Source organism: Sinomonas sp. R1AF57 (genome assembly GCF_002224485.1).
Taxonomy (GTDB): Bacteria; Actinomycetota; Actinomycetes; order Actinomycetales; family Micrococcaceae; genus Sinomonas; species Sinomonas flava.
Genome location: NZ_CP022463.1, coordinates 3,847,002 through 3,871,543, shown reverse-complemented (window position 1 = coordinate 3,871,543; position 24,542 = coordinate 3,847,002). Strand labels below are relative to the sequence as shown.

The window sequence follows — 24,542 nt, the reverse complement described above, 5'->3', positions numbered from 1 at the left end:
GAGGAGTAGAGCACCCATGTCTTCCATGTCCTGTTCGCACCCAGAAGGCGTCCGTTCAGGCGGCCCCTCAGGCGTCCTGCGCCTGCCGCGCACCGTCGTCGTGGGCGCCGGCCAGCGCTTTGCTGTCGCCAGCCTCGCCGCCGGGCTCGGCCAGCGCGTCCTGATCTGCACCGACCCCCGTCTGGCCGCCTCGGAGGACCTCCGATCGCTGGTCGAGAGCCTCGAGAGCGCCGGTCTGGCCGTCCGCGTCTTCGGAGAGACCCAGGCGGAGCTGCCTGTTCCCGGAATCGTCGCATGCGTCGATGGCCTCCGCGGCGAGGACATCGATGTCGTCGTCGGCTTCGGCGGCGGAAGCTGCATGGACATGGCCAAGGTCGTGTCCATCCTGCTGACCCACGGGGGGCGCCCGAGCGACTACTACGGCGAGTTCGCCGTTCCCGGCCCCACCCTGCCGGTCATCGCCCTGCCGACGACGGCGGGGACGGGTTCCGAGGCCACTGCCATCGCCGTCGTCTCCGACCCGGAGCTGGGGATGAAGATGGGCATCTCGAGCCCGCACATCATTCCCGAGATCGCCGTATGCGACCCCGAGCTGACCTACACCTGCCCGCCGTCCCTGACCGCGGCCACCGGTGCGGACACGTTCGTCCACCTCGTCGAGTCCTTCACGGCGATCACCCGCGAGCCCACCAGCGCCCTGGCCTCGGAGCGGATTCTGATCGGCAAGAACACCCTGACCGACTCCTTCGCGCTCGACGGCATCCGTCGCGTCGGCCGCAGTCTCGTGACGGCCTACAAGGACCCCGAGAACGCCGAGGCGCGCGGGGACATGATGCTCGCCGCCCTCTACGGGGGCGTCGCGCTCAGCAACGCCGGAACCGCCGCCGCGCACGCCATCCAGTACCCGGTTGGGGCCCTGACCCACACGCCGCACGGCGTTGGCGTGGGCCTGCTGCTCCCGTACGTGGTCCGGCACAATTTCGACGTCGTCCGGCCCCAGCTGGCAACGATCGCCGAGGCGCTCGGACGGGACGTGCGTGGCCTGGACGAGCGGTCCGCCGCCGTTGCCGGTGTCGAGGCCATCGACGAGGTCATCGCCGCCATCGAGCTCCCGCCCACCCTCGAGGCACTCGGCGTGAGGGAGGAAGACCTGCCGGAGATCGCGCGGCTCTCACTGAACTCCAAGCGCCTTGTCGACAACAACCCTGTGCCCCTCGACGTCGAGGCCGTCACCTCCATCGTGGAGGCCGCCTTCGCCGGCGACCGCACCATCCGCTGACCACCACCAAGGAATATCCCATGACCCAGACTGCCCCTGAAGCCCTCGCACTTGATGGCCTCGACGTCCCGACCCGGCTCCTCATTGCCGGTGAGTGGCGCGACGCCGCAGCCGGCGCCGTCATCGACGTCGTCAACCCCTCCGACACCTCGGTCCTCGCCTCGATCGCCGATGCCGAGGTCGAGGACGGCCTCGCCGCCGTCGACGCCGCCGCCGCGGCCTTCCCGGCCTGGGCCGGAACTGCCCCGCGCGAGCGGGCAGAGATCCTGCGTCGCTGCTTCGAACTGATGACGGAGCGCAGCGAGCAGCTCGCACGTCTGATCTCGCTCGAAAACGGCAAGGCACTCCCCGACGCCCGCGGCGAGGTGGCCTACGCCGCCGAGTTCTTCCGCTGGTACTCGGAGGAGGCCGTGCGGATCATCGGCGACGTCAGCACGTCTCCCTCCGGTTCCAACCGCATCCTGGTCCAGCACCAGCCCATCGGCGTGACGGCGCTCATCACCCCGTGGAACTTCCCGGCCGCCATGGCGACCCGGAAGCTGGCCCCGGCCTTGGCCGCCGGCTGCACGGCGGTCCTGAAGCCAGCGGCCCTGACTCCGCTCACCTCCCTCGCGATCGCCCAGCTCATGGTCGACGCCGGGGTGCCTGCCGGCGTCGTCAATGTCATCACCACCAGCAGGACCGGCGCAGTGATGGGCCCCATCATCGCCGACCCCAGGGTCCGCAAACTCTCCTTCACCGGCTCCACCGAGGTGGGCCGCCACCTCCTGCGCCAGGCAGCCGACAACGTGCTCAAGTGCTCGATGGAGCTGGGCGGCAACGCTCCGTTCCTCGTGTTCGACGACGCGGACCTGGACAAGGCGGTTGACGGCGCCATGGTCGCCAAGATGCGCAACGGCGGGCAGGCCTGCACTGCCGCGAACCGCATCTACGTCCAGCGCGGCGTGGACGAGGAGTTCGCCCGCCGGCTGACAGAGCGGATGAGCGCCCTGCGCGTCGGTCCGGGCACCGACCCCGCAACCGAGGTCGGCCCGCTGGTGGACGAGGCCAGCGTCCGCAAGGTCGACGAGCTCGTCCGCGACGCGGTCGGGCAGGGCGCCCGGCTGCTGACCGGCGGCCGCACCCCCCAGGCTGAGGGCTTCTTCTACCTGCCCACCGTCCTGACCAACGTCCCGCTGAGCGCCCGCATGGTGAGCGAGGAGATCTTCGGTCCGGTCGCCTCGATCATCCCGTTCGACACCGAAGAGGAGGCCATCGCGGCGGCCAACGACTCCGAGTACGGCCTCGCCGCGTACGTCTTCTCGGAGGACCTGCGCCGCGCCCTGCGCGTCTCAGAGAGGATCGAGAGCGGCATGGTCGCCATCAACCGCGGCCTCGTCTCCGACCCGGCCGCGCCCTTCGGCGGAGTGAAGCAGAGCGGCCTGGGCCGCGAGGGCGCTCATCAGGGCCTGCTCGACTTCACCGAGACCAAGTACATCGCCCTCGACTGGTGACCCCCACCCGAACACCCGTGATCCACCAAGAGAAAACAGACCAATGACGCATTCTGCCCCCGCGGCATCTGCCCGCCGCGTGCCCTGGCGCGTATCAGTCGCCAGCCTCGTCGGCACCACCATCGAGTGGTACGACTACTACATCTTCGGCCTGCTGGCCGCTACCGGGGTCTTCAGCAAGCTGTACTTCCCCGACCAGGACCCGGCCACCGGCCTCCTCCTCGCCTTCGTGACCTACGCCGTCGGCTTCGTGGCGCGCCCCTTCGGCGGCCTCTTCGCCGGGCATTTCGGCGACAAGCTCGGACGCAAGCCCATGCTGGTGCTGTCCCTGATGATCATGGGCGTCGCCACCCTCGCCATGGGTCTTCTGCCGACCTACGCACAGATCGGCGTCTGGGCGCCCATCCTGCTCACGGTGCTGCGGCTCGCGCAGGGCTTCGGCGCTGGGGCTGAATGGGCCGGCGCTGCCGTGATCTCCACGGAGCACGCGCCCGAGGGCCGCCGCGGCTTCTTCGGCAGCTTCACGCAGATGGGCGTTCCCGCCGGCATGCTGCTGGCCAACTCCAGCGTGCTCGCCGTCAAGGCCTTCGTGCCCGCCGCAGACTTCGCGGTCTGGGGCTGGAGGGTCCCGTTCCTGCTCAGCGCCCTGCTGATTGCCACCGGTCTGGTCGTCCGCGCCAAGCTCGAAGACTCGGCGGACTTCAAGGAGCTCGTGGCCGCGAAGCAGACCGCGCACAACCCGCTCGGGGAGGCCCTGAAGAAGGAATCCAAGGGCGTGTGGCTCGTGGTCGGCATGCGCCTGGCCGAGAACAGCGCCTTCTACCTGTACACGACGTTCTCCGTGGTCTACATCATGAAGACCTTCGGCCCCGAACAGGCCAACCAGGGCAGCATGTCGGTGCTGATTGCCTCGGCCATGGGCGTCATCGCCGTGCCGCTGTGGGCCCTCCTGTCGGACCGGATCGGCCGCAAGCCGCTCTACCTCTTCGGCTCCATCGGCGGGCTCCTGTTCTTCCCGCTGTACTTCGTCATGACGGACACGGGCAGCGCCCTCCTGGCGACCCTCGCGATCATCATCGGCCTGGCTGTTTTCCACAACTCCATGTACGGGCCGCAGGCCGCCTTCTTCGCCGAGCTGTTCTCCACCAAGCTGCGCTACAGCGGCGCTTCCATGGGCTACCAGTTCGGCTCCGTGCTGGCAGGCGGCATCGCCCCTCTGGTCGCCGTGGCCCTGCTTGACCTGGGCCAGGGGCATCCCGGCTGGGTCATCCTCTACTTCAGCATCATCGGTGTGATCACGATTGCCTCGGCGATCCTCGCTCCGGAGACGATGAAGCGGGTCAAGGCTCACGTGGAAGACGCTTCGCTCTCCGCGCAGACCACGACGGGGGAGGCCGGCGCCCCGGTCCGGTAGCCCCCAGGGACGGCGCCCCGAGAACCGCCGCAGGGCCCCCTGTCGCAGGGAAGACACCGTCAAGCCGTCTTCCCTGCGACAGGGGGCCCTCGGCTGTCCTAGTCCGACAGCCCGCCCTGCGACGTCACGGCCCCGCGGATGGCCTCGGGCCACGGGGCGGACGCCTCGCTGTCCTTCGGCACATGCACCGTCACGAACCGGCCCGAGGCCGCGAGGCGCCGCTCGACGCGCCCGGAGGGGCCGCCGTCGTGCGCCTCGCCCCACACCTGGAAGCGGAACGTCATCGAGGACCGGCCGATCGCCTCGAGCTCGAGGACGGTCGTGGCCTCCTGCCCGAAGTACAGCTTGGAGAGGTAGTCGACCTCCTGGCGCACGCGCGGCGCCGCGCCAAAGTACGCCTCGAGCACGCCGAGGCGCCGGAACAGCCGCGCCTCGGCCGCCTCGACGCTGCGCAGCACGAACGAGTTGTGGTGGTGCCCCGCCGCGTCCGTGTCGACCCACTCGACGGTGCGGGTCACCTCTTCGCGCACGACGGCGCCGCTCGCCTCCGTCACGGAGTCCTCCTGGGTTGTGCGATTCACTCAGAGTCTGGGGGTCCCGTCCCGATCCTAGGGCGGGCGGGACGGGACCCCACAACGGGCGGGACGGGACCCCGCAAGGGTCAGGCGTTCGCGAGGGCCTCGTGCTTCCGGGCCGCAGCCGGGGTCCAGCGCAGGTGGGTGGGCAGCTCGTCGGCGTCTGGCTCGCGCAGGAGCGAGAGCCGCGGGCGGACGGCGTCCGTGCGGGCCGACGGGGGCTTCCGCCGGCCGGCGCGGAACTGCTGCACCCACTCCGCACCCTCGCCGCGGTAGTCCTGCTCGGCGGCCGCGTGCAGCGTCCAGTTCGGGTCGTACAGGTGCGTGCGGCCCAGGGCGCAGAGGTCGGCGCGGCCGGCGAGGAGGATCGAGTTGACGTCGTCGTAGCTCGAGATCGCGCCGACGGCGATGACGGCTGCGCCTGTCCCCTCGAGGGCCTGGCGGATCCGGTCCGCGAACGGCGTCTGGTACGAGCGGCCGAACGCCGGCTTCTCCTCCTTGGCGATCTGGCCGGAGGAGACGTCCACGGCGGCTGCGCCGTGCGCCACGAAGGCCTGCGCGATCTCGACCGCGTCCTCCACCGTGTTGCCGTCGGGCAGCCAGTCCACCGCGGAGATGCGGACGGTGACGGGACGCTCGGCCGGGAAGGCGGCGCGGACGGCGTCGAACACCTCGAGCGGGAACCGCAGGCGGTTCTCGAGGCTGCCGCCGTACTCGTCTGCGCGCCGGTTCGAGGCCGGGGAGAGGAACGACGAGAGCAGGTAGCCGTGCGCGGCGTGGACCTCGAGCAGGTCGAAGCCGGCCTCGCCCGCGCGGCGGGCGGCGGCGACGAACTCGTCCCGGATCGCGTCCATGCCGGCCCGGTCCAGCTCGGCCGGGACCTGGTTCTCCGGGCCGTAGGCCAGGGCGGACGGTGCGACCGCCTGCCAGTTGCCCGACTCCAGGGGCTGGTCGATGCCCTCCCACATGAGCTTCGTGGAGCCCTTGCGGCCCGAGTGGCCGATCTGCGCGCCGATCTTCGCGGTCGAGGCGGTGTGGACGAAGTCCACGATCCGGCCCCAGGCCTCCTGCTGGCCGTCCGTGTAGAGGCCGGCGCAGCCCGGGGTGATGCGGCCCTCGGGGGACACGCACACCATCTCCGTCATGACGAGACCGGCCCCGCCGAGGGCCTTGGAGCCCAGGTGCGCGAGGTGGAAGTCGCCCGGCACGCCGTCCACGGCGGAGTACATGTCCATCGGGGAGACGACGACGCGGTTCTTCAGCTCGAGGCCGCCGATCCGGTAGGGCTGGAACATCGCGGGGCGCGACGCGCCGTCGCCGTGCCCGGCCGCGGCCTGGGACGCGGCGAACCAGGCGTCGACCTGCGCGGCGAACTCCGGGTCACGCAGCCGCAGGTTCTCCTGCGTGATGCGGCGCGAGCGGGTCAGGAGGTTGAAGCAGAACTGCGTGGGCTCCTGGGACGTGTACATGCCGATGTTCTCGAACCACTCGAGCGAGGCCTGCGCGGCGCGCTGGGTGGACTCGACGACGGGGCGCCGCTCGGTCTCGTACGCCTCGAGGGAGGCCTCGAGGGTGGGGTGCTCGTGCAGGCAGGCCGCGAGCGCGAGCGCGTCCTCCATGGCGAGCTTGGTGCCGGAGCCGATGGAGAAGTGCGCGGTGTGGGCGGCGTCGCCGAGGAGCACCACGTTCCCGTGCCGCCACGAGGCGTTGCGCACGGTGGTGAAGTTGATCCACTTCGAGTTGTTGGCGAGGACCTCGTGGCCGTCGAGCTCCTCGGCGAAGATCTCGCGGACCTTGGCGATGGCCTTCTCGTCGGAGACGCCCGGCGCGAAGGCGGTGCCCTCGGTCTCGTCGAACCCGGCGGCGCGCCACACGTCCTCGTGCATCTCGACGATGAAGGTCGAACCCTCGTCGGAGTACGGGTACCCGTGGATCTGCATGGTGCCCCACTGGGTGTCCTTGACGAAGAACTGGAACGCCTCGAACACGAGGTCCGTGCCCAGCCACATGTACTTGTTGGGGCGCACGTCCAGGCTCGGTCCGAACGAGTCGGCGAACTTCGCCCGCACGGCCGAGTTCACGCCGTCGGCCGCGAGGACCAGGTCGTAGTCCCGGGAGAGCTCCGCGACGTCGGGCGCCATGGTGGAGAAGCGAACGTCGACGCCGAGCTCCGCGGTGCGGCGCTGGAGGAGCTGCAGGAGCTCCTTGCGGCTCATGGCCGCGAAGCCCTGGCCGCCCACGGTGTGGCGGACGCCGTTGAGGGTGATGTCGATGTCCGTCCAGCGGGCGAACCGCTCCGACATGTACTCCGCGACGACGGTGTCCGCGTTGCCGATCCCGCCGAGGGTCTCGTCGGAGAACACGACGCCGAATCCGAAGGTGTCCTCGGCCCGGTTCCGCTCCCACACGGTGATCTCGTGGGACGGGTCGAGCTGCTTCATGAGGGCGGAGAAGTACAGGCCGCCGGGGCCGCCGCCGATGACTGCGATCTTCATGGTGGGTCTTCCTCTCAAACCTGGGTGCCGTTGGTGGCGGCCTGCTCGCGCAGGCGGTAGTGCTGGAGCTTGCCGCTCGGATTGCGCGGGAGGGCCTCGACGAAGCGGACGTCGCGCGGGTACTTGTAGGGGGCAATCCGGGACTTGACGAAGTCCTGGATCTCGCGGCGCTTGGCGTCGTCGCCCTCCACGCCCTCGCGGAGGACGATGAACGCGCACACCACGGTGCCGCGCTCGGCGTCGGGGCGGCCGACGACGCCGGACTCCATGACGTCAGGGTGCTCGTTGATGGCGGCCTCGACCTCGGGGGCGCCGATGTTGTAGCCGGAGGAGACGATCATGTCGTCCGCGCGGGCCTGGTAGTAGAAGTAGCCGTCGGCGTCCCGGTAGAAGGTGTCGCCCGTGACGTTCCAGCCGTTGACCACGTAGGAGGCCTGCCGCTCATCGTCGAGGTACCGGCAGCCGGTCGGGCCGATGACGGCGAGCCGCCCGAGCTCGCCGGGGGCCACCTCGTTGCCCTCCTCGTCGAGGACCGTGGCCCGGTAGCCGGGGACGGCGCGGCCGGTGGCGCCGGGGCGGATGTCCTCGCCGGCGGCGGAGATGAAGACGTGGAGCATCTCCGTGGCGCCGATGCCGTTGATGAGCTTGAGGCCGGTCTCCTCGTAGACGTGCTGCCACGTCTCCTGGGGAAGGTGCTCGCCGGCCGAGACCGCCTTCTGCACGCCCTTGAGCAGGTCGGCGTGGCCCTCCTTGAGGATCGCCCGGTACGCGGTCGGGGCCGTGGCGAGGACCGTGACGCCGTGCTCCGCGACGAGCTCGGCGAGCTGGACCGGCGTCGTGCGCTCGGTCAGCAGCGCCGAGGCGCCGAAGCGCAGCGGGAACACCACGAGGGAGCCGAGCCCGAACGTGAACGCGAACGGCGCCGAGCAGGCGAAGACGTCGTCCTGCCTGGGCTGCAGGACGTGCCGGGCGAACGTGTCCGCGTTGGCGAGGATGTCGCGGTGGAAGTGCATGGTCACCTTGGGCACGCCGGTGCTGCCCGAGGTGGGGCCCAGGAGGGCGACGTCGTCCGCCGCCGTCTGCACGGCGTCGAACGTCCCGCTCTTGGCCGACGCGCGGGCGGTGAGGTCGTCCGGGCCCTCGCCGCCGTACCGGACGACGGTGGGGCGCACGACGGCGGCCGGGGCACCGAGGCCGGTGACCGCGGCGTCGAGGTCCTCGGCGAAGCGGTGGTCCACGAGCGCCACGGTGGGTGTGGTCCGCTCGAGGATCTGGGCGATCTCGGGGGCGCGGAGGGCGTGCATCGTCGTCACGACCACTCCGCCGGCCTTGAGGACGCCGAGCCAGGCGGCGACCGTCCAGGGGTTGTTCGGGGAGCGCAGGAGGACCCGGTTGCCGGGCACGAGGCCGAGGTCCTCGGTGAGGACCTGCGCGACCTGGTTGGCGTGCGTCTGGAGCTCGCCGTAGGTCCAGCGGGTGCCGTCCGGGGCGATGACGGCCGGGCGGTCGGCGCCGAAGCGCTCGACGGCGCGGTCGATCAGCGCCGCACCCGCGTTGAGCCGGTCGGGGTACTGGAGCTCGGGGAGGGTGAACTCGAAGGTCGGCCACTGCTCGGCCGGGGGGAGGTTGTCCCGCGCGAACGTGTCCGCGTGGGCGGAGGGTGAGAGAGCCATGGCGCACCTTTCGTGATGTGCGGGTGGGGCACGGGTGGGGATCTGCAGAGGCGGGCCGGGGGGGCCCGGGGCCCGGGGCCCGGACGTCAGTGTCCGGGCCGGACCAGGGCCTCCTGGGCCACGGTCGCGACGAGGCGGCCGTCGGTGTCGTAGAACCGGCCCAGACCGAGGCCGCGCCCGGACTGGGCGCCGGCGGCCTCCTGGACGTAAAGGAGCCATTTGTCCACGCGCGCCGGGCGGTGGAACCACATGGCGTGGTCCAGGCTCGCCGTCGTCAGCCCCGGGTCCGCCCAGGCGAGGCCGAGGGCCCGCAGGGTGGGCTCGATGATCGTGTAGTCGCACACGTAGGCCAGCGCCGCGGTGTGGAGCTGCTCCTCGGTGAGGGCGCCGGCCCGAGCGCCCTCGAGGGGGCTGAAGGCGCGGACCCACACGGCCTGGTGCGGCACCGGCTCGCCCTCGACCCGCACGTACACGGGGCCGGGGACGTGCCGCGTGTCGAACGAGCGGCCGCCGGACCAGTACGCCCTGGCCTCCTCGGTCATGGTGCCGGCCTCGGGGGTGCCGGGCTCCACGGCCGCGAGGTACTCGGCCGAGCTCGGCAGCGTCTCGGGGGCCGGAACGCCGGCGGGCATCGCGGGGGCGAGCTCGGCGCCCTCCTCGGGCACCTGGAAGGAGGCGAGCGCCGCGTAGACGGGCTTGCCGTTCTGGTAGCCGCGGACCTGCCGGGTCGAGTAGCCGCGGCCGTCGCGCAGCAGCTCGACCTCGTACCGGACCTCGGCGCCGATGTCGACCGGCCGCATGAAGTAGGAGTGCATCGAGTGCAGGCGGCGGTCAGTCCCGGCGGAGAGCATCGCGGCCGCGGCGGCCTGGGCCACCATGTCGCCGCCGTAGGCCTTGGGCCACGGGCAGGGCTGCGTCGTCGCGGTGAAGGCGAGGTCGAAGTGCTCCGGCTCCGTCGGGGTCAGCTCGAGCGCCGCGAGGAGGGCCTCCGCGGTGCCGCCGCGCGGCGTCGTGCGCGTCTCCTGGGTCCCGGTGCTCATGCCCGACGGAACCCCTCGAGCTCGGAGTCGTCGACGTCCTCGAGGTTCACCACGATGTTCTCCGGCGTGCGGGCGGTGAGCCAGACGAGCTCCTCAGTGGTGGACATGTTGGCCTCGACGTGCGGCATGAACGGCGGGACGAAGACCCAGTCCCCCGCGGTCATGTCGATGTAGTCCTTGTAGCCCTCGCCGAAGTAAATGCGGCCGTGGCCGCGGAGCACGTACCCGCCGGTCTCGGCCTCGCCGTGGTGGTGCGGGAAGGAGCGGTAGCCGGGCTCGTTGGAGACCTGGCCGAACCAGATCTTGGTAGCAGGGGTGTGCTGGATCGAGACGCCGGAGACGCGCACGCACTGCCCGGACTGCATCGTGGAGGTGTCCTCCTGCCCGGCGCGGGTCACGACGGGGACGACGCGGCCGTCGGGCTGGGCGTAGACGGAGTTGTCGCCCTCGGTCGCGTACTGGGCCTGCTGGATCTCGGTCTGCTGAGTCATCGTGGCTCCTTTGCCTTGTCTCTAGTGTGTCGGTGTCAGTCGGTGAAGCGGATGGTGTTGGCCAGGCGGCCCAGGCCCTCGGCCTCGACCACCACGGTGTCGCCATCGGCGAGATACCGCGGAGGCCGCATGCCCATGCCGACGCCGCCGGGCGTGCCGGTCAGGATGACGTCGCCGGGGCGCAGCACGGTGAACTGGGAGATGTAGGCCACGAGGGCCGCGGGGCCGAACACGAGTGTCTTGGTGTTGCCGGTCTGGCGGCGGATGCCGTTGACCTCGCAGGTGATCTCGATGCCGGCCTCGGGATCGAGGGCGTCCGCGGTGACGAGGACCGGGCCGAGCGGGTTGGTGGCGTCCCAGGCCTTGCCCTGGAGCCACTGGAGGCTGCGCTTCTGCCAGTCGCGGACGGAGATGTCGTTCGCGAGGGTGTAGCCGGCGATGCCGTCCCGGGCCTCGTCCTCCCGTGCGTCCCGCAGCTCCGCGCCGACGACGACGGCGAGCTCGGCTTCCCAGTCGAGCTCGGCCTGGGCGGCGGGCGGCACGGCGATCTCGTCCGTGGGGCCGGTGAGGGTGTCGGCGAACTTCGCGAAGAGCGTGGGGTGCTCGGGGAGATCGCGGCCCATCTCGAGGATGTGGTCGGCGTAGTTCAGTCCGCAGCAGATCACCTTGCGCGGGGCCGGGAGCGGGAGGACGAGCTCGGCGTCGTTCGCCGCGACCGGGGCCGCGGCGTGCGGCGCGGTCCCCGCGAGGGCGGCGTGCGCCGTCGTTCGCCAGGCGGCGTCGGCGAGGAGCGCGCTGAGGTGCGGGGCGCCGAGCGGCAGCCACTGGTCCCCGCTGCGCACGGCGGCGCGGGTTCCCTCCGCGGTCCGGATGGTGGCCAGTTCCATGGGGCTCCTCCCTGGGTCGTGGGCGACATTCCTGAGTATGTCGCTTTCTTGACGTCCGTCAACTAAGCTCAACGTAACACGGCTCACACGGCCGTGACTAGCCCCACACTGGAACGAGCCCGCGAGGGACGCAGGAGGACACCATGGAGGCCACCATGACGCGCAAGGAGACCATCAACCCGGCGTCGCTGCCCAAGCCGTCGGGCTACGCGCACGGGATCAAGGTGGGGAACACCGTGTATCTGGGCGGGCAGACCGCCCTGGATGCGGACATGAAGATCGTGCCCGGCGGGATCGTCGAGCAGTTCAAGCAGGCGTTCGGGAACGTCCTGGCCACACTGGAGGAGGCGGGCGGGAAGCCCGAGGACCTCGTCGACGTGACGATCTACCTGACCGACGTGGACGACTACATGGCCAACGGGCGCGAGATCGGGCGCCTGTGGCGCGAGATGGCGGGCCGCGAGTACCCCGCCATGGCCGGGATCGGCATCACCCGGCTCTGGCAGGAGGAGGCGCTCATCGAGATCAAGGGCGTCGCGGTGATCGGGTCGGGCGCGGCGGCGGAGTAGGGCGGGACTCCGGGGTCTCGGGCGCCGCCGCGGCGTTAAGGGGCGGCGGTCGAATCGCGGACCACAAGCTCCGGCTGGAAGCTGACGTGCCGGTGGCGGTGCTCGGGGTCCGTGCTCTCGTCCTCGAGCAGTTCCACCGCGGTGCGGCCGATCAGCCGCGCCGGCTGGCGTATCGACGACAGCGGCACGATCGCCGAGGTCGCGAAGTCGATGTCGTCGTAGCCGATGAGTGCAATGTCCTCGGGGACACGGATCCTGCGGTGGAACGCGAAGGCCTGCAGCAGGCCGATCGCCACCAGGTCGTTTGCGGCGAAGACCGCATCGGGGCGCCGGTCCTGCGGCAGGTCCGCGATCTGCTCCCCGATCCGCCTGCCCTCCAGTACAGTCAGGGCCTCGCTGGCGAAGTCCTCGAGGGACGCGCCGGGGACGCCTTGGACGGCGCGACGCGCACCGGTGCGGCGGTCGCGGACCTGGTGCAGCGAGTCGGGGCCGCCGACGAAGGCGATCCGGCGGCGCCCGGTCGAGAGCAGATGCTCGACGGCGAGCCGGCCGCCTTCGATGTCGTCCACGGCCAGCGAGCAGTACAGGCTGGACGAGGCGTGCTCGTCGACGAGAATCACGGGAATGCCGCGCGAGCGGAGGGTGTCGATGCGGGCGCGGTCCGCCGACTGCGGAGTGATGAGCACGCCCCGGACACGCTGCTCCTGGAAGAGGTCGAGGTAGAGGCCCTCCCTGGCCGGCGACAGGCCCGCGTTGCCCAGGATGACGGCCTGGCCGAGCTTCTCCGCCGCGGCCTCCGCGCCCAGGGCGATCTCGTTGTAGAAGGGGTTGGCCGAGTCCTGCACGACCAGGCCCACGGTGAGGGATTGGCCAGCCTTGAGCTGGCGGGCGACGTCGTTCCGGACGTAGCCCAGCTCTTCGATCACCTGGGTGACGCGGCGCCGGCGATCCTCGGAGACCATCTCGGGGCGGTTCAGGACGTTGGACACCGTGCCGATGGAGACGTTCGCGTGGCGGGCGACGTCCTTGATGCTCACCGGCGGTCGGCCACGGTTCATGTCCGGATTCCCCCTCCTCACAGGTGAGAGTGTCATCGTACCCAATGGCCAGCGCGGGAAAGGCTCGGGGCGTGGGCCTTGGGTGGGTAGCGGACCGGCTCGAACGTGCGGGCCACGACGCTCCGGAGGGCCTCAAGGCTCCCCGAGAGGATGCCTGTGGCCCTCATCTGGACCAGGACGTTGCCGATCGCGGTGGCCTCGACGGGTCCGGCGAGGACCGTCCGCCCCGTGCGGTCGGCCGTGAGTTGGCAGAGCAGGGTGTTCTGCGACCCGCCGCCGACGATGTGCACGGTGCGGATCCGCTTGCCTGAGAGCTGCTCGGCCTGCTCGATCGTGGCCGCGTACGCGGCAGCGAGCGACTCGAGGATGGACCGGACGAACTCGGCCCGGCCGCGCGGCGGCTCGAGGTCGTGTTCCAGGCACCACGCCGCGATGCGGGAGGGAATGTCCCCCGGGGCCGTGAAGCGCTCGTCGGAAGCATCGAAGACCGGCTGGGGGCGGGCCACCGCGGCCGCCTCGGCGATCAGGGCTGCGAGGTCGCTGGTGCGCTGGGCGTCCGTCGCCCCCAGCCCCTCCCACGTGCGGATCGACTCCGAGAGCAGCCACAGCCCCGAGACGTTCTTGAGGTAGCGCACGCGCCCGTCCACTCCGCCCTCGTTCGTGAAGTTCGCCGCCAGGCTCTCGGGCGTGAGCACGGGAGCGTCGAGCTCGAGCCCGACCAGCGACCAGGTGCCAGAGGAGATGAAGGCGGACTCGTCGTCGGCGGCCGGAACCGCCACCACGGCAGAGGCGGTGTCGTGGGAGCCGACGGCGGTGACGGGCACCGTGCGGGAGGCCCCGAGTTCTGCCGCCACCTCCGGCAGCAGGGCGCCGAGCCGGTGCCCCGGATGGACCAGGGATGGGAAGAGGTCCCGCGGCAGGCCAAGCCGATCGGAGAGCGCCGTGTCCCACTGACCGGACCGGACGTCGACAAGCCCGGTCGTCGAGGCGTTGGTTGCCTCGGTGGCCTCTTCCCCCGTGAGCCAGTAGGCGATGAGGTCCGGGATGAGCAGCGCCCGGTCTGCGAGCGCGAGGTCTCCCTCCTCCGAGTCGGCAGCCAGCTGGAAGACCGTGTTGAAGGGCAGGTGCTGCAGCCCGTTGCGCTGGTAGAGCTCGACGGCGGGCACCCGGCCGTGCACCGCCTCCACCCCTCGGGCGGTGCGCCCGTCGCGGTAGTGGTAGGGCAGCCGGAGCATGCGTCCGCGGCGCAGCAGCGCGTAGTCCACGGCCCAGGAGTCGATCCCGATGGAGGCCAGTCGGGGCTCGTCCCGGAGGGCCTGGGCAAGGCCGGCACTCAGGGAACGGTAGAGCTCCGCAATGTTCCAGTGCAGGCCGAGACGGCCGCCTTCGTGCAGCTGCACCGGCTGGTTGGGGAAGCGGGCGACGTGGCGCAGGCGAAGCCGCCCGTCCTCGAGGCCGCCGAGGATGACCCTGCCGCTCGTGGCCCCGAGGTCGACCGCCGCCACGGATGTCGTCATGCTCTCTCTCCTCTGATCACGACCAGCATCAGCGCAGGAAGGCGGCGGCGACGCCGGCGTCGACCGGAACGTGCAGGCCGGTGGTGTGCGAGAAGTCCGAGGTGCAGAGGGCGAAGACGGCGTTGGCGACGTTTTCGGGGAGGACCTCGCGCTTGAGCAGGGTCCGCTGGGCATAGTACTGGCCCAGCTCCTCCTCGGGGACGCCGTACACCGCCGCGCGCTTGGCGCCCCAGCCTCCGGCGAAGATCCCCGAGCCGCGCACAACGCCGTCGGGGTTGATGCCGTTGACCTTGATGCCGTGCTCGCCCAGCTCCGCTGCCAGGAGACGGACCTGATGGGCCTGGTCGGCCTTGGTCGCGGAGTAGGCGATGTTGTTGGGCCCGGCGAAGATCGAGTTCTTCGAGGAGATGTACACGATGTCTCCGCCCATGTTCTGGTCGATGAGCACGCGGGCGGCGTTCTTGGACACGAGGAAGGAGCCCTTGGCCATGACGTCGTGCTGCAGGTCCCAGTCCTTCTCGGTGGTCTCCAGAAGCGGCTTTGACAGCGACAGCCCGGCGTTGTTGACCACGAGATCCAGTCCGCCGAAGGCGAGAAGCGACTCCTGGATGGCGGCCTGAACAGCTGCCTCGTCGGCGACGTTCACGGCAACGCCGACGGCGACGTCGGGTCCGCCGATCTCAGCGGCCGCCGCACGCGCCTTCTCCGCGTCGAGGTCGGCGATCACCACGCACGCCCCCTCGGCCGCCAGGCGGGTGGCGATGGCCTTGCCGATGCCCGAGGCCGCGCCGGTCACGAGCGCGATCCGCGTCGCCAGTGGCTTCGGCTCGGGCATGCGCTGGAGCTTGGCCTCCTCCAGGGCCCAATACTCGATGCGGAACTTCTCGGCCTCGTCGATGGGGGCGTAGGAGGATACCCCCTCGGCACCCCGCATGACGTTGATGGCGTTGAGGTAGAACTCGCCGGCGACGCGCGCGGTCTGCTTGTCCTTGCCGAAGGAGAACATCCCGACGCCGGGCACGAGCACGATGGCCGGGTCAGCCCCGCGGATCGCTGGGGAGTCCGGGACGGCGTGGCGGTCGTAGTAGGCCTGGTAGTCGGACCGGTAGGCCTCGTGGAGCTCCTTCAGCCTGGCGACGGAGTCGTCGACCGATGCATCTGCGGGGAGGTCCATGACCAGGGGCTTGACCTTGGTCCTCAGGAAGTGGTCCGGGCATGAGGTGCCCAGGGCCGCCAGACGGGGGTGCTCCGCGCCGGCGAGGAAGTCGAGGACCCGGGGGTCGTCGGTGAAGTGGCCGACCTGCGGCCGGTCGTGAGAGGCCAGGCCCCGGATCGTCGGCGCCAGCGCGGCCGCCTTGGCGCGCCGCTCAGCCTCGGGGAGCGCCTCGTAGCCGGGCAGGACCGGACCGAAGGGCTCGGCCTTCGAGTTCTCGGCGATGTACCTCTCCGCCGCGGCGATGATCGACAGGGAGTTCGCCTCCGCCTCCTCGCTGGTCTCGCCCCAGGCCGTGATGCCGTGTCCGCCCAGGATGCAGCCCACGGCCTGCGGGTTGGCATCCTTGATGGCGGCGATGTCCAGTCCCAGCTGGAACCCGGGGCGGCGCCACGGCACCCACACGACCTTCCCGCCGAAGACCTCGGAGGTGAGCCTCTCGCCGTCGGCCGCTGTGGCGATGGCGATGCCGGAGTCCGGGTGGAGGTGGTCCACGTGGGCGGCGCCCACCAGGCCGTGCATGGCGGTGTCGATCGAGGGGGCTGCCCCTCCCCTGCCGTGCAGGCAGTAGTCCAACGCGGCGACCATCTCGTCCTCGCGCTCGACGCCCGGGTACATGTCCGCGAGGGCCCGCAGCCTGTCGAGGCGAAGCGCCGCGAGGCCCTGCTCGGTCAGGGTGCCGAGGTCACCGCCCGATCCCTTGACCCACAGCAGCTCGACGTCCTCGCCCGTGACTGGGTCCGTGGCCCTTCCCTTCGCGGACGTGTTGCCACCGGCGTAGTTGGTGTTCCTCGGGTCGGCGCCGAGCTGGTTGGAGCGGGCGATCAGGTCCGCGACGACGGTCTGCGCGGGGCTGTCGGTGATGGTGTTCATGATCTGGCGTTCCTTGGAAGTCGGTGGGTCGACGGGCGGGATGGATCAGGAGGCCCAGGAGGCCTGGGCGCCGCCGACACGCTCGTCGGCGATGCGCTGCTGGTAGCCCGAGGCCGCGTAGGCGCGCATGGGGTCGGCGGGCAGGCCTCGGGATTCCCGCCACGCGGCCAGGGCGGGACGGACATCGGTGTAGAAGGCGTCCATGAGGATCTGGTGCGCTCCGAGCACGTCGCCGGCCTCCTGCGCCGCGGTGAGTGCCACGCGGTCCAGCAGCAGCGCCCGCGCAGTCATCTCCTGGACGTTGAGGACCGAGCGGATCTGGCCGGGGATCTTCTCCTCCACGTTGTGGCACTGGTCGAGCATGAACGCCACGCCGGACTCGTGGTCCAGGCCTCCCCCGCGGACAACCTCCACCATGACGCGGAACAGCTGGAACGGGTCGGCGGCACCGACGATGAGGTCGTCGTCGGCGTAGTTGCGGGAGTTGAAGTCGAAGGACCCCAGCTTCCCGAGCCGCAGGAGCTGCATGACGATGAACTCGATGTTGGTGCCCGGGGCGTGGTGCCCCGTGTCCAGGCACACGACGGCGCGCTCCCCGAGGGCGGCGACCTGGGTGTACGCGGTGCCCCAGTCCGGCACGTCCGTGTGGTAGAAGGCGGGCTCGAAGAACTTGTACTCCAGGACAAGCCGCTGCTCCATCCCGAGCTGGCTGTAGATCACTGCGAGCGACTCGGCGAGGCGGTCCTGGCGGCCGCGCATGTCACCCTGGCCAGCGTAGTTCGTGCCGTCAGCGAGCCAGATCTTCAGGTCCCGGGAGCCGGTCGCCTCCATGATCTCGAGGCACTGCAGGTGGTGGTCGATGGCCTTGCGCCGTACGGCCGCGTCGGTGTGGGTCAGCGAGCCGAACTTGTAGTCCTCGTCCTGGAACGTGTTGGAGTTGATCGTGCCCAGGGCCACCCCCTCGTCGGCAGCGTGGCGGGACAGCGCGGCATAGTCGTCCACGGCGTCCCAAGGGATGTGCAGTGCCACGGTGGGAGCGAGGCCCGTGAAGCGGTGGACCGTCGCCGCGTCGGAGATCTTCTCCTCGACTGTGCGGGGGGTTCCGGGGGTGCCGAAGACCTTGAAGCGGGTGCCGGCATTGCCGAAGGCCCACGAGGGCAGCTCGATGGCCTGCGCGGCGAGACGCGGTGCGATGTCGTCGAAGGCTGTCATGATCTTCTCTTCTCTGTGAGGACCGACGCAGGAGAGCGGCCTGGGCGACTCGACGCGGCCTGTTCCCTATTTATTGAATCGTTTCATCCACGGTAGCCGGTGAATCAGGTCACGTCAACGATCACGCCCGCATTTGAAACGTCTCAAATATCTTCTACGATGAAACCCCCACCGAGGTGCACATCACAGCCCTTCCGGCCAAAGGAGCCCCATGAATCCCGACCCAACACCCTCCGAGCTGATCGGTCTGGTCGAAGTGCCCCAGGAGGTCCTCCGCACCCGGCACTGCTTCCTCCTGCGGATCCGCCCCGAGAAGCTCGCTGAGTACGTCGAGGTGCACCAGAGGGTGTGGCCCGAGATGCTTGACGCCCTGCGCGGGACCGGATGGCGCAACTACTCGCTGTTCCTCCGGGCCGAGGACGGCCTGGTCGTGGGGTACTTCGAGGCCGATGACGCCTGGGACGCCGAGACCCTTATGGCAAGGCATCCGGTGAATGCGCGGTGGCAGGCCCAGATGGCCCAGTACTTCGTCGAAGGGTCGGCACCCGAGGGGCTCCTGCAGTACTTCCATCTCGAGTAGGAGGCCCGGGCGGGGAACGCTGCACGGCCGAATGGAAACAAGCATCCTCGGGGCGTTGACGTGGCGCACCTCACCTTCTACGATTGATGAAACGATTCAAGAAGCGAAGGCTTCAACGCCTCGCATCCCTCCCCCAGCATCCACCGTCACGACCAGTGCCCCTGCGGGGCCAGCGCCGGCTCATCACCAACGTCGATGAAGGAAGTCAGCACATGAACACGTCAGCCGGGGACTTCGGTCCCGAAGCCAGCATCGGACGGCGCAACCCGAAGAAGGCCGCGATCAGCGGCTGGATCGGAAGCGCCCTCGAGTACTACGACTTCGCGTTGTACTCGACGGTCTCGGCGCTGGTCTTCCCCAGCGTCTTCTTCCCCTCGGAGAACCCGACCGTCGCGATCATCGCCTCACTTGCGACGTACGCGGTCGGCTACGTCTCCCGTCCGCTCGGCGCGGTCGTCCTTGGCGCGTACGGGGACCGCCACGGGCGGAAGAAGGTCCTGGTCTTCGCCATGCTGCTGATGGGGGTCGCCACCTTCGCGGTGGGCCTCCTGCCCACCTACCAGCAGGTTGGACTCCTCGCGCCCGCCCTCCTCGTGGCCCTGCGTCTGATCCAGGGCTTCGCGGTCGCGGGCGAGCTCGGCGGCGCGAGCGCGATGATCGTCGAGCACTCCCCCGATGCCAAGCGCGGGTTCTTCGCCAGCTTCAGCCTCCAGGGCACCCAGGTCGGCTCGATCCTCGCCACCGCGGCACTGCTGCCCCTCTCCGCATTCCTCCCCGCGGAGCAGTTCCAGACGTGGGGCTGGCGGATCCCCTTCCTGCTCAGCGCGTTCGTCATCCTGGCCGGCTACCTCATCCGCCGCCGCGTCCAGGAGCCACCCGCCTACCTTGCCCAGGCCGAGAAGGCCGAGGTCAAGCGCCGTTTCCCGCTCGTCGACCTCCTCCGTAGCCACCCCTGGGTCCTGGTCCGCTGCATCATCATGACGTTCACCAACGTCATCGGCATGGCAACCCTGATCTTCGGCGTGTCCTACGCCACGCAGAAGGGCTATGGCATCGGCTTCTCCGCCGGCGAATTCCTCTGGGTCACGCTCGTGGCCAACGTGGCCGCCGTGATCACCATCCCGGTCTTCGGCGCACTCTCCGACCGGATCGGGCGGCGGGCCCTCATGATCGTCGGCGGCGCCGGCGGCGGCCTGCTGGCTGCGGCGTACCTCTGGGCCATCGACCAGCGCAGCCTCGTCCTCGTCTTCGTGTTCGTGGTCATCGTCCAGGGCGCCCTCTTCCAGATGTGGAACGCGACCTTCGCGACCTTCTTCCAGGAGCAGTTCCCCATGCGGATCCGGGTGACCGGCTTCGCGGTGTCGCAGAACATCGGCCTCATGATCGCCTCCTTCTTCCCGAGCATCTTCACGGCGATCGCTCCCCCCGGAACGGCGAACGTCCCGCTCGTGATCGGTGGCGCCACATTCGGCATCTGCGTCGTCGCCGCCCTGGCGGCCCTCCTCTCCTCGGACACGAAGGGCAAGACCCTCGCAGACCTCGAGGACGAGAAGACCGCGCCCAACCGGCTCAGCACCACGGGCGCCTAGCCACCGTGCCGTCGAAGGGGGAACCTGAGGTTCCCCCTTCGACAAGCCAACCACCCACGCACACGACAAGCGGAGACGAGATGACCGAGAAGACGACGGCCCCCCACGCGGCGGTGTGGCCCGTGAAGCACAGCCCGCTGCTGCGCGCTCCGGAGCGCTTCATCCCCCGCAGCGGCCTGCAGGAGCTGGTCCGCCGGCTGACCGAGAACCTCGTCGGCATCAGCGATGAGACAGGAGAATTCCTCCTCCGGCTCGACGACGGCCGCGTCATCGACACCAAGGGCTGGGCGGGCTGGGAGTGGACCCACGGCGTCGGCCTCTACGGCATGTGGCAGTACTACGACCAGACGGGCGAGACCGCGATGCGGGACATCATCGACGCGTGGTTCGCCGCACGGCTGGCAGAGGGAACCACGAAGAACGTCAACACCATGGCACCGTTCCTGACGCTCGCCTTCAGGTACGAGGAGACCGGCGACCGCACGCTTCTGCCGTGGCTCGACTCGTGGGCCGAGTGGGCGATGCGGGCCATGCCCCGTACGCCGCACGGTGGCATGCAGCACATCACCCTGGCTGAGGAGAACCACCACCAGCTGTGGGACGACACCCTCATGATGACCGTCCTGCCGCTGGCCAAGATCGGCCTTCTGCTAGACCGTCCCCACTACGTCGAGGAGGCGACGTTCCAGTTCCTCACCCACGCGGCCCACCTCATGGACCGGGAGACGGGTCTCTGGTTCCACGGGTGGTCCTTCGAGGGCAACCACAACTTCGCCAAAGCCCGCTGGGCCCGCGGGAACTCATGGCTGACCATGGTCATCCCCGACTTCCTCGAGCTCGTGGACCTGCCCGCATCCAACCCCGTGCGGCGGTTCCTCATCGAGATCCTCGATGCGCAGGTCGCCGCCCTCGCCCGCCTCCAGGACGGCTCAGGGCTCTGGCATACGCTCCTCGACGACCCCTCCTCCTACCTCGAGGCCTCCGCGACCGCTGGAGTCGCCTACGGAATCCTCAAGGGCGTGCGCAGGGGCTACCTCAAGGCCGACTACCAGCCAGTCGCCGAGAAGGCGGTCCGTGCGGTGATCGACAACATCTCGGACGACGGCGAGCTGCAGCAGGTCTCGTTCGGGACCGGAATGGGCTCGGACCTGGACTTCTACCGGAATATCCCGCGCACCTCGATGCCCTACGGGCAGGCCATGGCGATCCTGTGCCTGGCTGAGTATCTGCGCACCTACTACTGACCCCCGCTGACCACTAATGGAGGCACACTGATGGTTCTCGACTCGTTCCGCCTGGACGGAAAGGTCGCCCTCGTGACGGGCGCGTCCCGTGGCCTCGGGCAAGGCGCCGCCGTCGCACTCGCCGAGGCGGGGGCCGACGTCGCCCTGCTGAGCCAGAGCCCGGCGGAGGAAACCGCCGAGAAGGTCCGGGCGCTCGGACGGCGGGTCCACACGATCGAGCAGGACCTCGTCTCAGCGACGCCCCGGGAGCTGGACGAGTCCATCCAGCAGGTGGTCGATGCCCTTGGCCGCATCGACATCCTCGTCAACAACGCGGGGATCATCCGCCGCGCCCCGCTCCTGGATCACCCCGCGTCGGACTGGGACGACGTGATGGCAGTCAATCTCGACGCCGTCTTCCACCTCTCTCAGGCCGCTGCGCGGCGCTATGTGCCGCAGGGCGGGGGGAAGATCATCAACGTCGCCTCCATGCTCTCGTTCCAGGGCGGCATCCTCGTGCCCGGCTACGCAGCGAGCAAGCACGCCGTCGCGGGGCTCACGAAGTCATTCGCGAACGAGCTCGCGGCCCACGGGGTGAACGTCAATGCCATCGCCCCCGGCTACATGGCCACCGACAACACAGCCCCCATCCGCTCCGACGAGTCGCGCGAGAAGTCCATCCTCGACCGGATCCCGGCCGGGCGATGGGGCACGCCCACCGACCTGCAGGGCCCCTTCGTCTTCCTGGCCTCGGCGGCCTCGGACTACCTGAACGGCGCAATCATCCCCGTCGACGGCGGCTGGCTGGTCCGCTGACCCCGCCGCCCCACCACACCGACCCACTCTGAGACTGGAGAGCACTTCATGGAACAGCGATACGCCACGAGCCCCGGCCAGCTGCCGCATTTCGATACCGCCGAGCTGCGGGAGCGCTTCCTCATCGAGGACGTCTTCGTGCCCGGCGAGGTGAAGGTCGTCTACACGCATCACGATCGGATCATCCTCGGCGGCGCCGTCCCCGCCGGACGCGAGCTGCCACTCCCGACCTTCGACGAGCTCCGCGCGGAGTACTTCCTCGCCAATCGCGAGGTCGGGATCGTCAACGTGGGCGGCACCGGAACGGTCACCGCCGACGGCGAGGTGTTCACCATGCCGCACGGCGCCTGCCTGTACGTCGGGCGCGGCACTCGCGACATCGCCTTCGCGGACGCCCCCGAGGGCGAGGAGGCCGCCGGTGCCCAGTTCTACCTGTTCAGCGCTCCCGCGCACACCACCTACCCCACGCAGCTCGTGCTCAGGGGCGAGGGCACGGTGCTGGAGCTGGGAGACCAGCTCACCAGCAACCGGCGGACCCTGAACCAGTACATCCACGAGAAGGGCGTGGAGTCCTGCCAGATCGTCATGGGCGTGACGGAGCTGCATCCCGGATCGATGTGGAACACCATGCCGGCGCACACGCACGACCGGCGCACGGAGTGCTACCTCTACTTCGACGTCCCGCAGGACGCCCGTGTGCTGCACCTGATGGGCCAGCCGGCCGAGACCCGGCACCTCATGGTCGCGGACCGGCAGGCCGTCATCTCGCCCTCCTGGTCGTTGCACTCCGGCGTCGGGACGGCCGCGTACTCCTTCGTGTGGGCCATGGCCGGGGAGAACCAGTCCTTCACCGACATGGACGCCGTTCCCGTCACCTCCCTGCGGTGAGGGCGGCACCGATGAGTGAGACGCTTTCCGCGCTGCGCGCCGCACGCCTCGTGCCCGTCGTCGTGCTCGACGACGCGCGCGACGCCGCGCCGCTGGCCGCCGCCCTCGTGGCCGGCGGGCTGCCCGTCGCCGAGGTCACGTTCCGCACCCCCGCCGCTGCCGACTCGATCCGCGCCATGGCGGACCGCGGGGACATGGTCGTTGGGGCAGGCACGGTGCTGACGAGCCAGCAGGTCGACCGGGCGGTGGAGGCGGGCGCCTCCTACGTGGTCTCGCCAGGCCTCAGCCGGGCGGTCGTGGAACGCTGCCATGACCACGGCGTGCTGGCGCTTCCGGGGGCCGTCACGGCCACCGAAATCCAGGCTGCCCTCGAGCTGGGACTGACCACGGTCAAGTTCTTCCCGGCCGGAACCTCGGGTGGCGCTCCCGCGATCGCAGCGCTTGCGGCGCCGTTCGGGGACCTGAGCTTCGTGCCCACGGGCGGGATCGGCCCGAAGAACCTCCACGACTACCTCGCAATTCCGGCCGTGGCTGCGGTCGGCGGCTCCTGGATGGTGCCGCGCGACCGGGTGCAGGCCGGCGACTTCGCCCAGATCACCCGGCGCACCTCGGAGGCCGTCGCCCTCGCGTCAGAAGCCGAGTCCGCAACGGCAAAGGCGTCCGTGTGACGGCGGCACGGGAGAGCGCGCAGCTTCCGGCCGCCGAGGTCGTCACGTTGGGCGAGACCATGGCCCTGTTCAAGGCGGACGCCCCCGGCCCGCTGCCCCACGTGCACAGCTGGAGCCTGGGCGTCGGCGGAGCCGAGAGCAACGTTGCCGTGGCGCTGCAGCGTCTGGGGACTTCGGTGGCCTGGATCGGGCGTGTCGGCGCGGACGGCCCGGGAGACCTGGTGGTCCGCGAGCTGCGCGCGGAGGGCATCGCCGTCGTGCCCGTCCGCGACGACGCCGCGCCGACTGGATTCATGATCAAAGAACGGCGCACCGCTGAGGCCCTCAAGGTCTCGTACTACCGGTCGGGCAGCGCAGGATCGCGCCTGCGGCCGGACGATCTCCCCGCAGGCGTCATCGAGAGCTGTCGGCTGCTCCACATCACCGGGATCACGCCCGCCCTCTCCGGCTCGGCCGCCGCCGCCACGCAGGAGGCCGTCGACCGCGCCAAGGCGGCCGGGGCACTCGTGTCCTTCGACCTGAACTACCGCGCTGCGCTCTGGCCCGCCAAGCTGGCCGGCCAGCACTTCCGGCAGATCATCGCCCAGGCCGACATCGTGTTCGCCGGCGACGACGAGGCCGCGATCGCCGTCGGCCCCTCCAGCGATGCCGGGGAACTGGCCAGGCGGATCGCGGCGCTGGGCCCCACCCAGGTGGTCCTCAAGCGCGGGGCCCGCGGCTGCCTCGCGCTGGTCGACGGCGCCGAGTACGCCCGAGAAGCGGTTCCGGTACGCGTGGTGGACACGGTCGGCGCCGGGGACGCGTTCGTCGGCGGGTACCTGTCGGAGCTGCTCCGCGGGTCCGACGTCGAACAGCGCCTGATGGTCGCCAACCAGGTCGGCGCCTTCGCGTGCCTGGTCCCCGGCGATTGGGAGGGCATGCCGCGCAGGAGCGAGCTGCACCTTCTTGATCCGCGCGATCCTGTTCTGCGGTAGCGCTGGCCCGCGCGA

21 protein-coding genes are annotated in these 24,542 nt (G+C 70.2%); 11 read left to right on the top strand and 10 right to left on the bottom strand.

Annotated features, from left to right (window positions below; all coding sequences use genetic code 11):
• Positions 1-16 precede the first annotated feature (16 nt).
• From CGQ25_RS17915 to CGQ25_RS17905, 3 genes are read left to right on the top strand one after another with little or no spacing between them, the layout of a single operon-like run.
• Positions 17-1,279: an iron-containing alcohol dehydrogenase gene (locus CGQ25_RS17915; RefSeq protein ID WP_255405439.1), complete on the top strand. Its 1,263-nt coding sequence runs from the start codon at positions 17-19 to the stop codon at positions 1,277-1,279.
• Between the two features lie 20 nt (positions 1,280-1,299).
• Complete coding sequence (locus CGQ25_RS17910; RefSeq protein WP_208711144.1) at positions 1,300-2,772, top strand: NAD-dependent succinate-semialdehyde dehydrogenase; 1,473 nt, start codon at positions 1,300-1,302, stop codon at positions 2,770-2,772.
• Between the two features lie 43 nt (positions 2,773-2,815).
• Positions 2,816-4,186, top strand: coding sequence for an MFS transporter (locus CGQ25_RS17905; RefSeq protein WP_208711143.1), 1,371 nt, complete (start codon positions 2,816-2,818; stop codon positions 4,184-4,186).
• Between the two features lie 98 nt (positions 4,187-4,284).
• Here the strand turns inward: CGQ25_RS17905 and CGQ25_RS17900 are convergent, their stop codons facing one another.
• From CGQ25_RS17900 to CGQ25_RS17875, 6 genes are all read right to left on the bottom strand, one after another.
• Complete coding sequence (locus tag CGQ25_RS17900; RefSeq protein WP_208711142.1) at positions 4,285-4,740, bottom strand: thioesterase family protein; 456 nt, start codon at positions 4,738-4,740, stop codon at positions 4,285-4,287.
• 107 nt (positions 4,741-4,847) lie between these two features.
• Complete coding sequence (locus CGQ25_RS17895; protein ID WP_208711141.1) at positions 4,848-7,256, bottom strand: bifunctional salicylyl-CoA 5-hydroxylase/oxidoreductase; 2,409 nt, start codon at positions 7,254-7,256, stop codon at positions 4,848-4,850.
• 14 nt (positions 7,257-7,270) lie between these two features.
• Positions 7,271-8,929: an AMP-binding protein gene (locus CGQ25_RS17890; RefSeq protein ID WP_208711140.1), complete on the bottom strand. Its 1,659-nt coding sequence runs from the start codon at positions 8,927-8,929 to the stop codon at positions 7,271-7,273.
• Positions 8,930-9,015: 86 nt separating this feature from the next.
• Complete coding sequence (locus tag CGQ25_RS17885) at positions 9,016-9,969, bottom strand: acyl-CoA thioesterase II (protein WP_208711139.1); 954 nt, start codon at positions 9,967-9,969, stop codon at positions 9,016-9,018.
• Entirely contained in the window at positions 9,966-10,460 is a 495-nt protein-coding gene (locus tag CGQ25_RS17880) for a cupin domain-containing protein (protein WP_208711138.1), read from the bottom strand. The genes CGQ25_RS17885 and CGQ25_RS17880 overlap by 4 nt, the downstream gene beginning before the upstream one ends.
• A 35-nt stretch (positions 10,461-10,495) precedes the next feature.
• Positions 10,496-11,347, bottom strand: a complete 852-nt coding sequence (locus CGQ25_RS17875; RefSeq protein WP_208711137.1) for a fumarylacetoacetate hydrolase family protein — start codon at positions 11,345-11,347, stop codon at positions 10,496-10,498.
• A 143-nt stretch (positions 11,348-11,490) separates the two neighbouring features.
• Here CGQ25_RS17875 and CGQ25_RS17870 point away from each other — a divergent pair, with 143 nt between their 5' ends.
• A complete protein-coding gene (locus tag CGQ25_RS17870) occupies positions 11,491-11,916 on the top strand; it encodes a RidA family protein (protein WP_255405438.1) in 426 nt (141 codons plus the stop codon).
• Between the two features lie 35 nt (positions 11,917-11,951).
• Here CGQ25_RS17870 and CGQ25_RS17865 read toward each other — a convergent pair whose 3' ends face one another.
• From CGQ25_RS17865 to rhaI, 4 genes are read right to left on the bottom strand one after another with little or no spacing between them, the layout of a single operon-like run.
• Entirely contained in the window at positions 11,952-12,974 is a 1,023-nt protein-coding gene (locus CGQ25_RS17865) for a LacI family DNA-binding transcriptional regulator (RefSeq protein ID WP_208711136.1), read from the bottom strand.
• A gap of 32 nt (positions 12,975-13,006) precedes the next feature.
• On the bottom strand, positions 13,007-14,491 hold the full coding sequence (locus tag CGQ25_RS17860; RefSeq protein WP_208711135.1) for a rhamnulokinase family protein: 1,485 nt from the start codon (positions 14,489-14,491) through the stop codon (positions 13,007-13,009).
• Positions 14,492-14,519: 28 nt separating this feature from the next.
• Positions 14,520-16,577, bottom strand: coding sequence for a bifunctional aldolase/short-chain dehydrogenase (locus CGQ25_RS17855; RefSeq protein WP_208711134.1), 2,058 nt, complete (start codon positions 16,575-16,577; stop codon positions 14,520-14,522).
• A gap of 45 nt (positions 16,578-16,622) precedes the next feature.
• On the bottom strand, positions 16,623-17,789 hold the full coding sequence (gene rhaI, locus CGQ25_RS17850) for an L-rhamnose isomerase (RefSeq protein WP_208711133.1): 1,167 nt from the start codon (positions 17,787-17,789) through the stop codon (positions 16,623-16,625).
• Positions 17,790-18,000: 211 nt separating this feature from the next.
• On the opposite strand from rhaI, the gene CGQ25_RS17845 reads away from it, so the two are divergent.
• The 7 genes from CGQ25_RS17845 (at position 18,001) to CGQ25_RS17815 (ending at position 24,527) form a co-directional block, all read left to right on the top strand.
• Positions 18,001-18,369: an L-rhamnose mutarotase gene (locus tag CGQ25_RS17845; RefSeq protein WP_208711132.1), complete on the top strand. Its 369-nt coding sequence runs from the start codon at positions 18,001-18,003 to the stop codon at positions 18,367-18,369.
• A 212-nt stretch (positions 18,370-18,581) separates the two neighbouring features.
• Positions 18,582-19,958 (top strand): MFS transporter, encoded by a 1,377-nt coding sequence (locus tag CGQ25_RS17840; protein WP_208711131.1) that lies wholly within the window; start codon positions 18,582-18,584, stop codon positions 19,956-19,958.
• An 80-nt stretch (positions 19,959-20,038) separates the two neighbouring features.
• Positions 20,039-21,202: a glycoside hydrolase family 105 protein gene (locus tag CGQ25_RS17835; RefSeq protein WP_208711130.1), complete on the top strand. Its 1,164-nt coding sequence runs from the start codon at positions 20,039-20,041 to the stop codon at positions 21,200-21,202.
• A 30-nt stretch (positions 21,203-21,232) separates the two neighbouring features.
• Positions 21,233-21,997, top strand: a complete 765-nt coding sequence (kduD, locus tag CGQ25_RS17830; protein ID WP_208711129.1) for a 2-dehydro-3-deoxy-D-gluconate 5-dehydrogenase KduD — start codon at positions 21,233-21,235, stop codon at positions 21,995-21,997.
• A 48-nt stretch (positions 21,998-22,045) separates the two neighbouring features.
• Complete coding sequence (gene kduI, locus CGQ25_RS17825) at positions 22,046-22,885, top strand: 5-dehydro-4-deoxy-D-glucuronate isomerase (protein WP_208711128.1); 840 nt, start codon at positions 22,046-22,048, stop codon at positions 22,883-22,885.
• A gap of 11 nt (positions 22,886-22,896) precedes the next feature.
• Positions 22,897-23,553, top strand: coding sequence for a bifunctional 4-hydroxy-2-oxoglutarate aldolase/2-dehydro-3-deoxy-phosphogluconate aldolase (gene eda, locus CGQ25_RS17820; RefSeq protein ID WP_208711127.1), 657 nt, complete (start codon positions 22,897-22,899; stop codon positions 23,551-23,553).
• Positions 23,550-24,527: a sugar kinase gene (locus tag CGQ25_RS17815; protein ID WP_255405437.1), complete on the top strand. Its 978-nt coding sequence runs from the start codon at positions 23,550-23,552 to the stop codon at positions 24,525-24,527. The genes eda and CGQ25_RS17815 overlap by 4 nt, the downstream gene beginning before the upstream one ends.
• Positions 24,528-24,542: the final 15 nt, after the last annotated feature.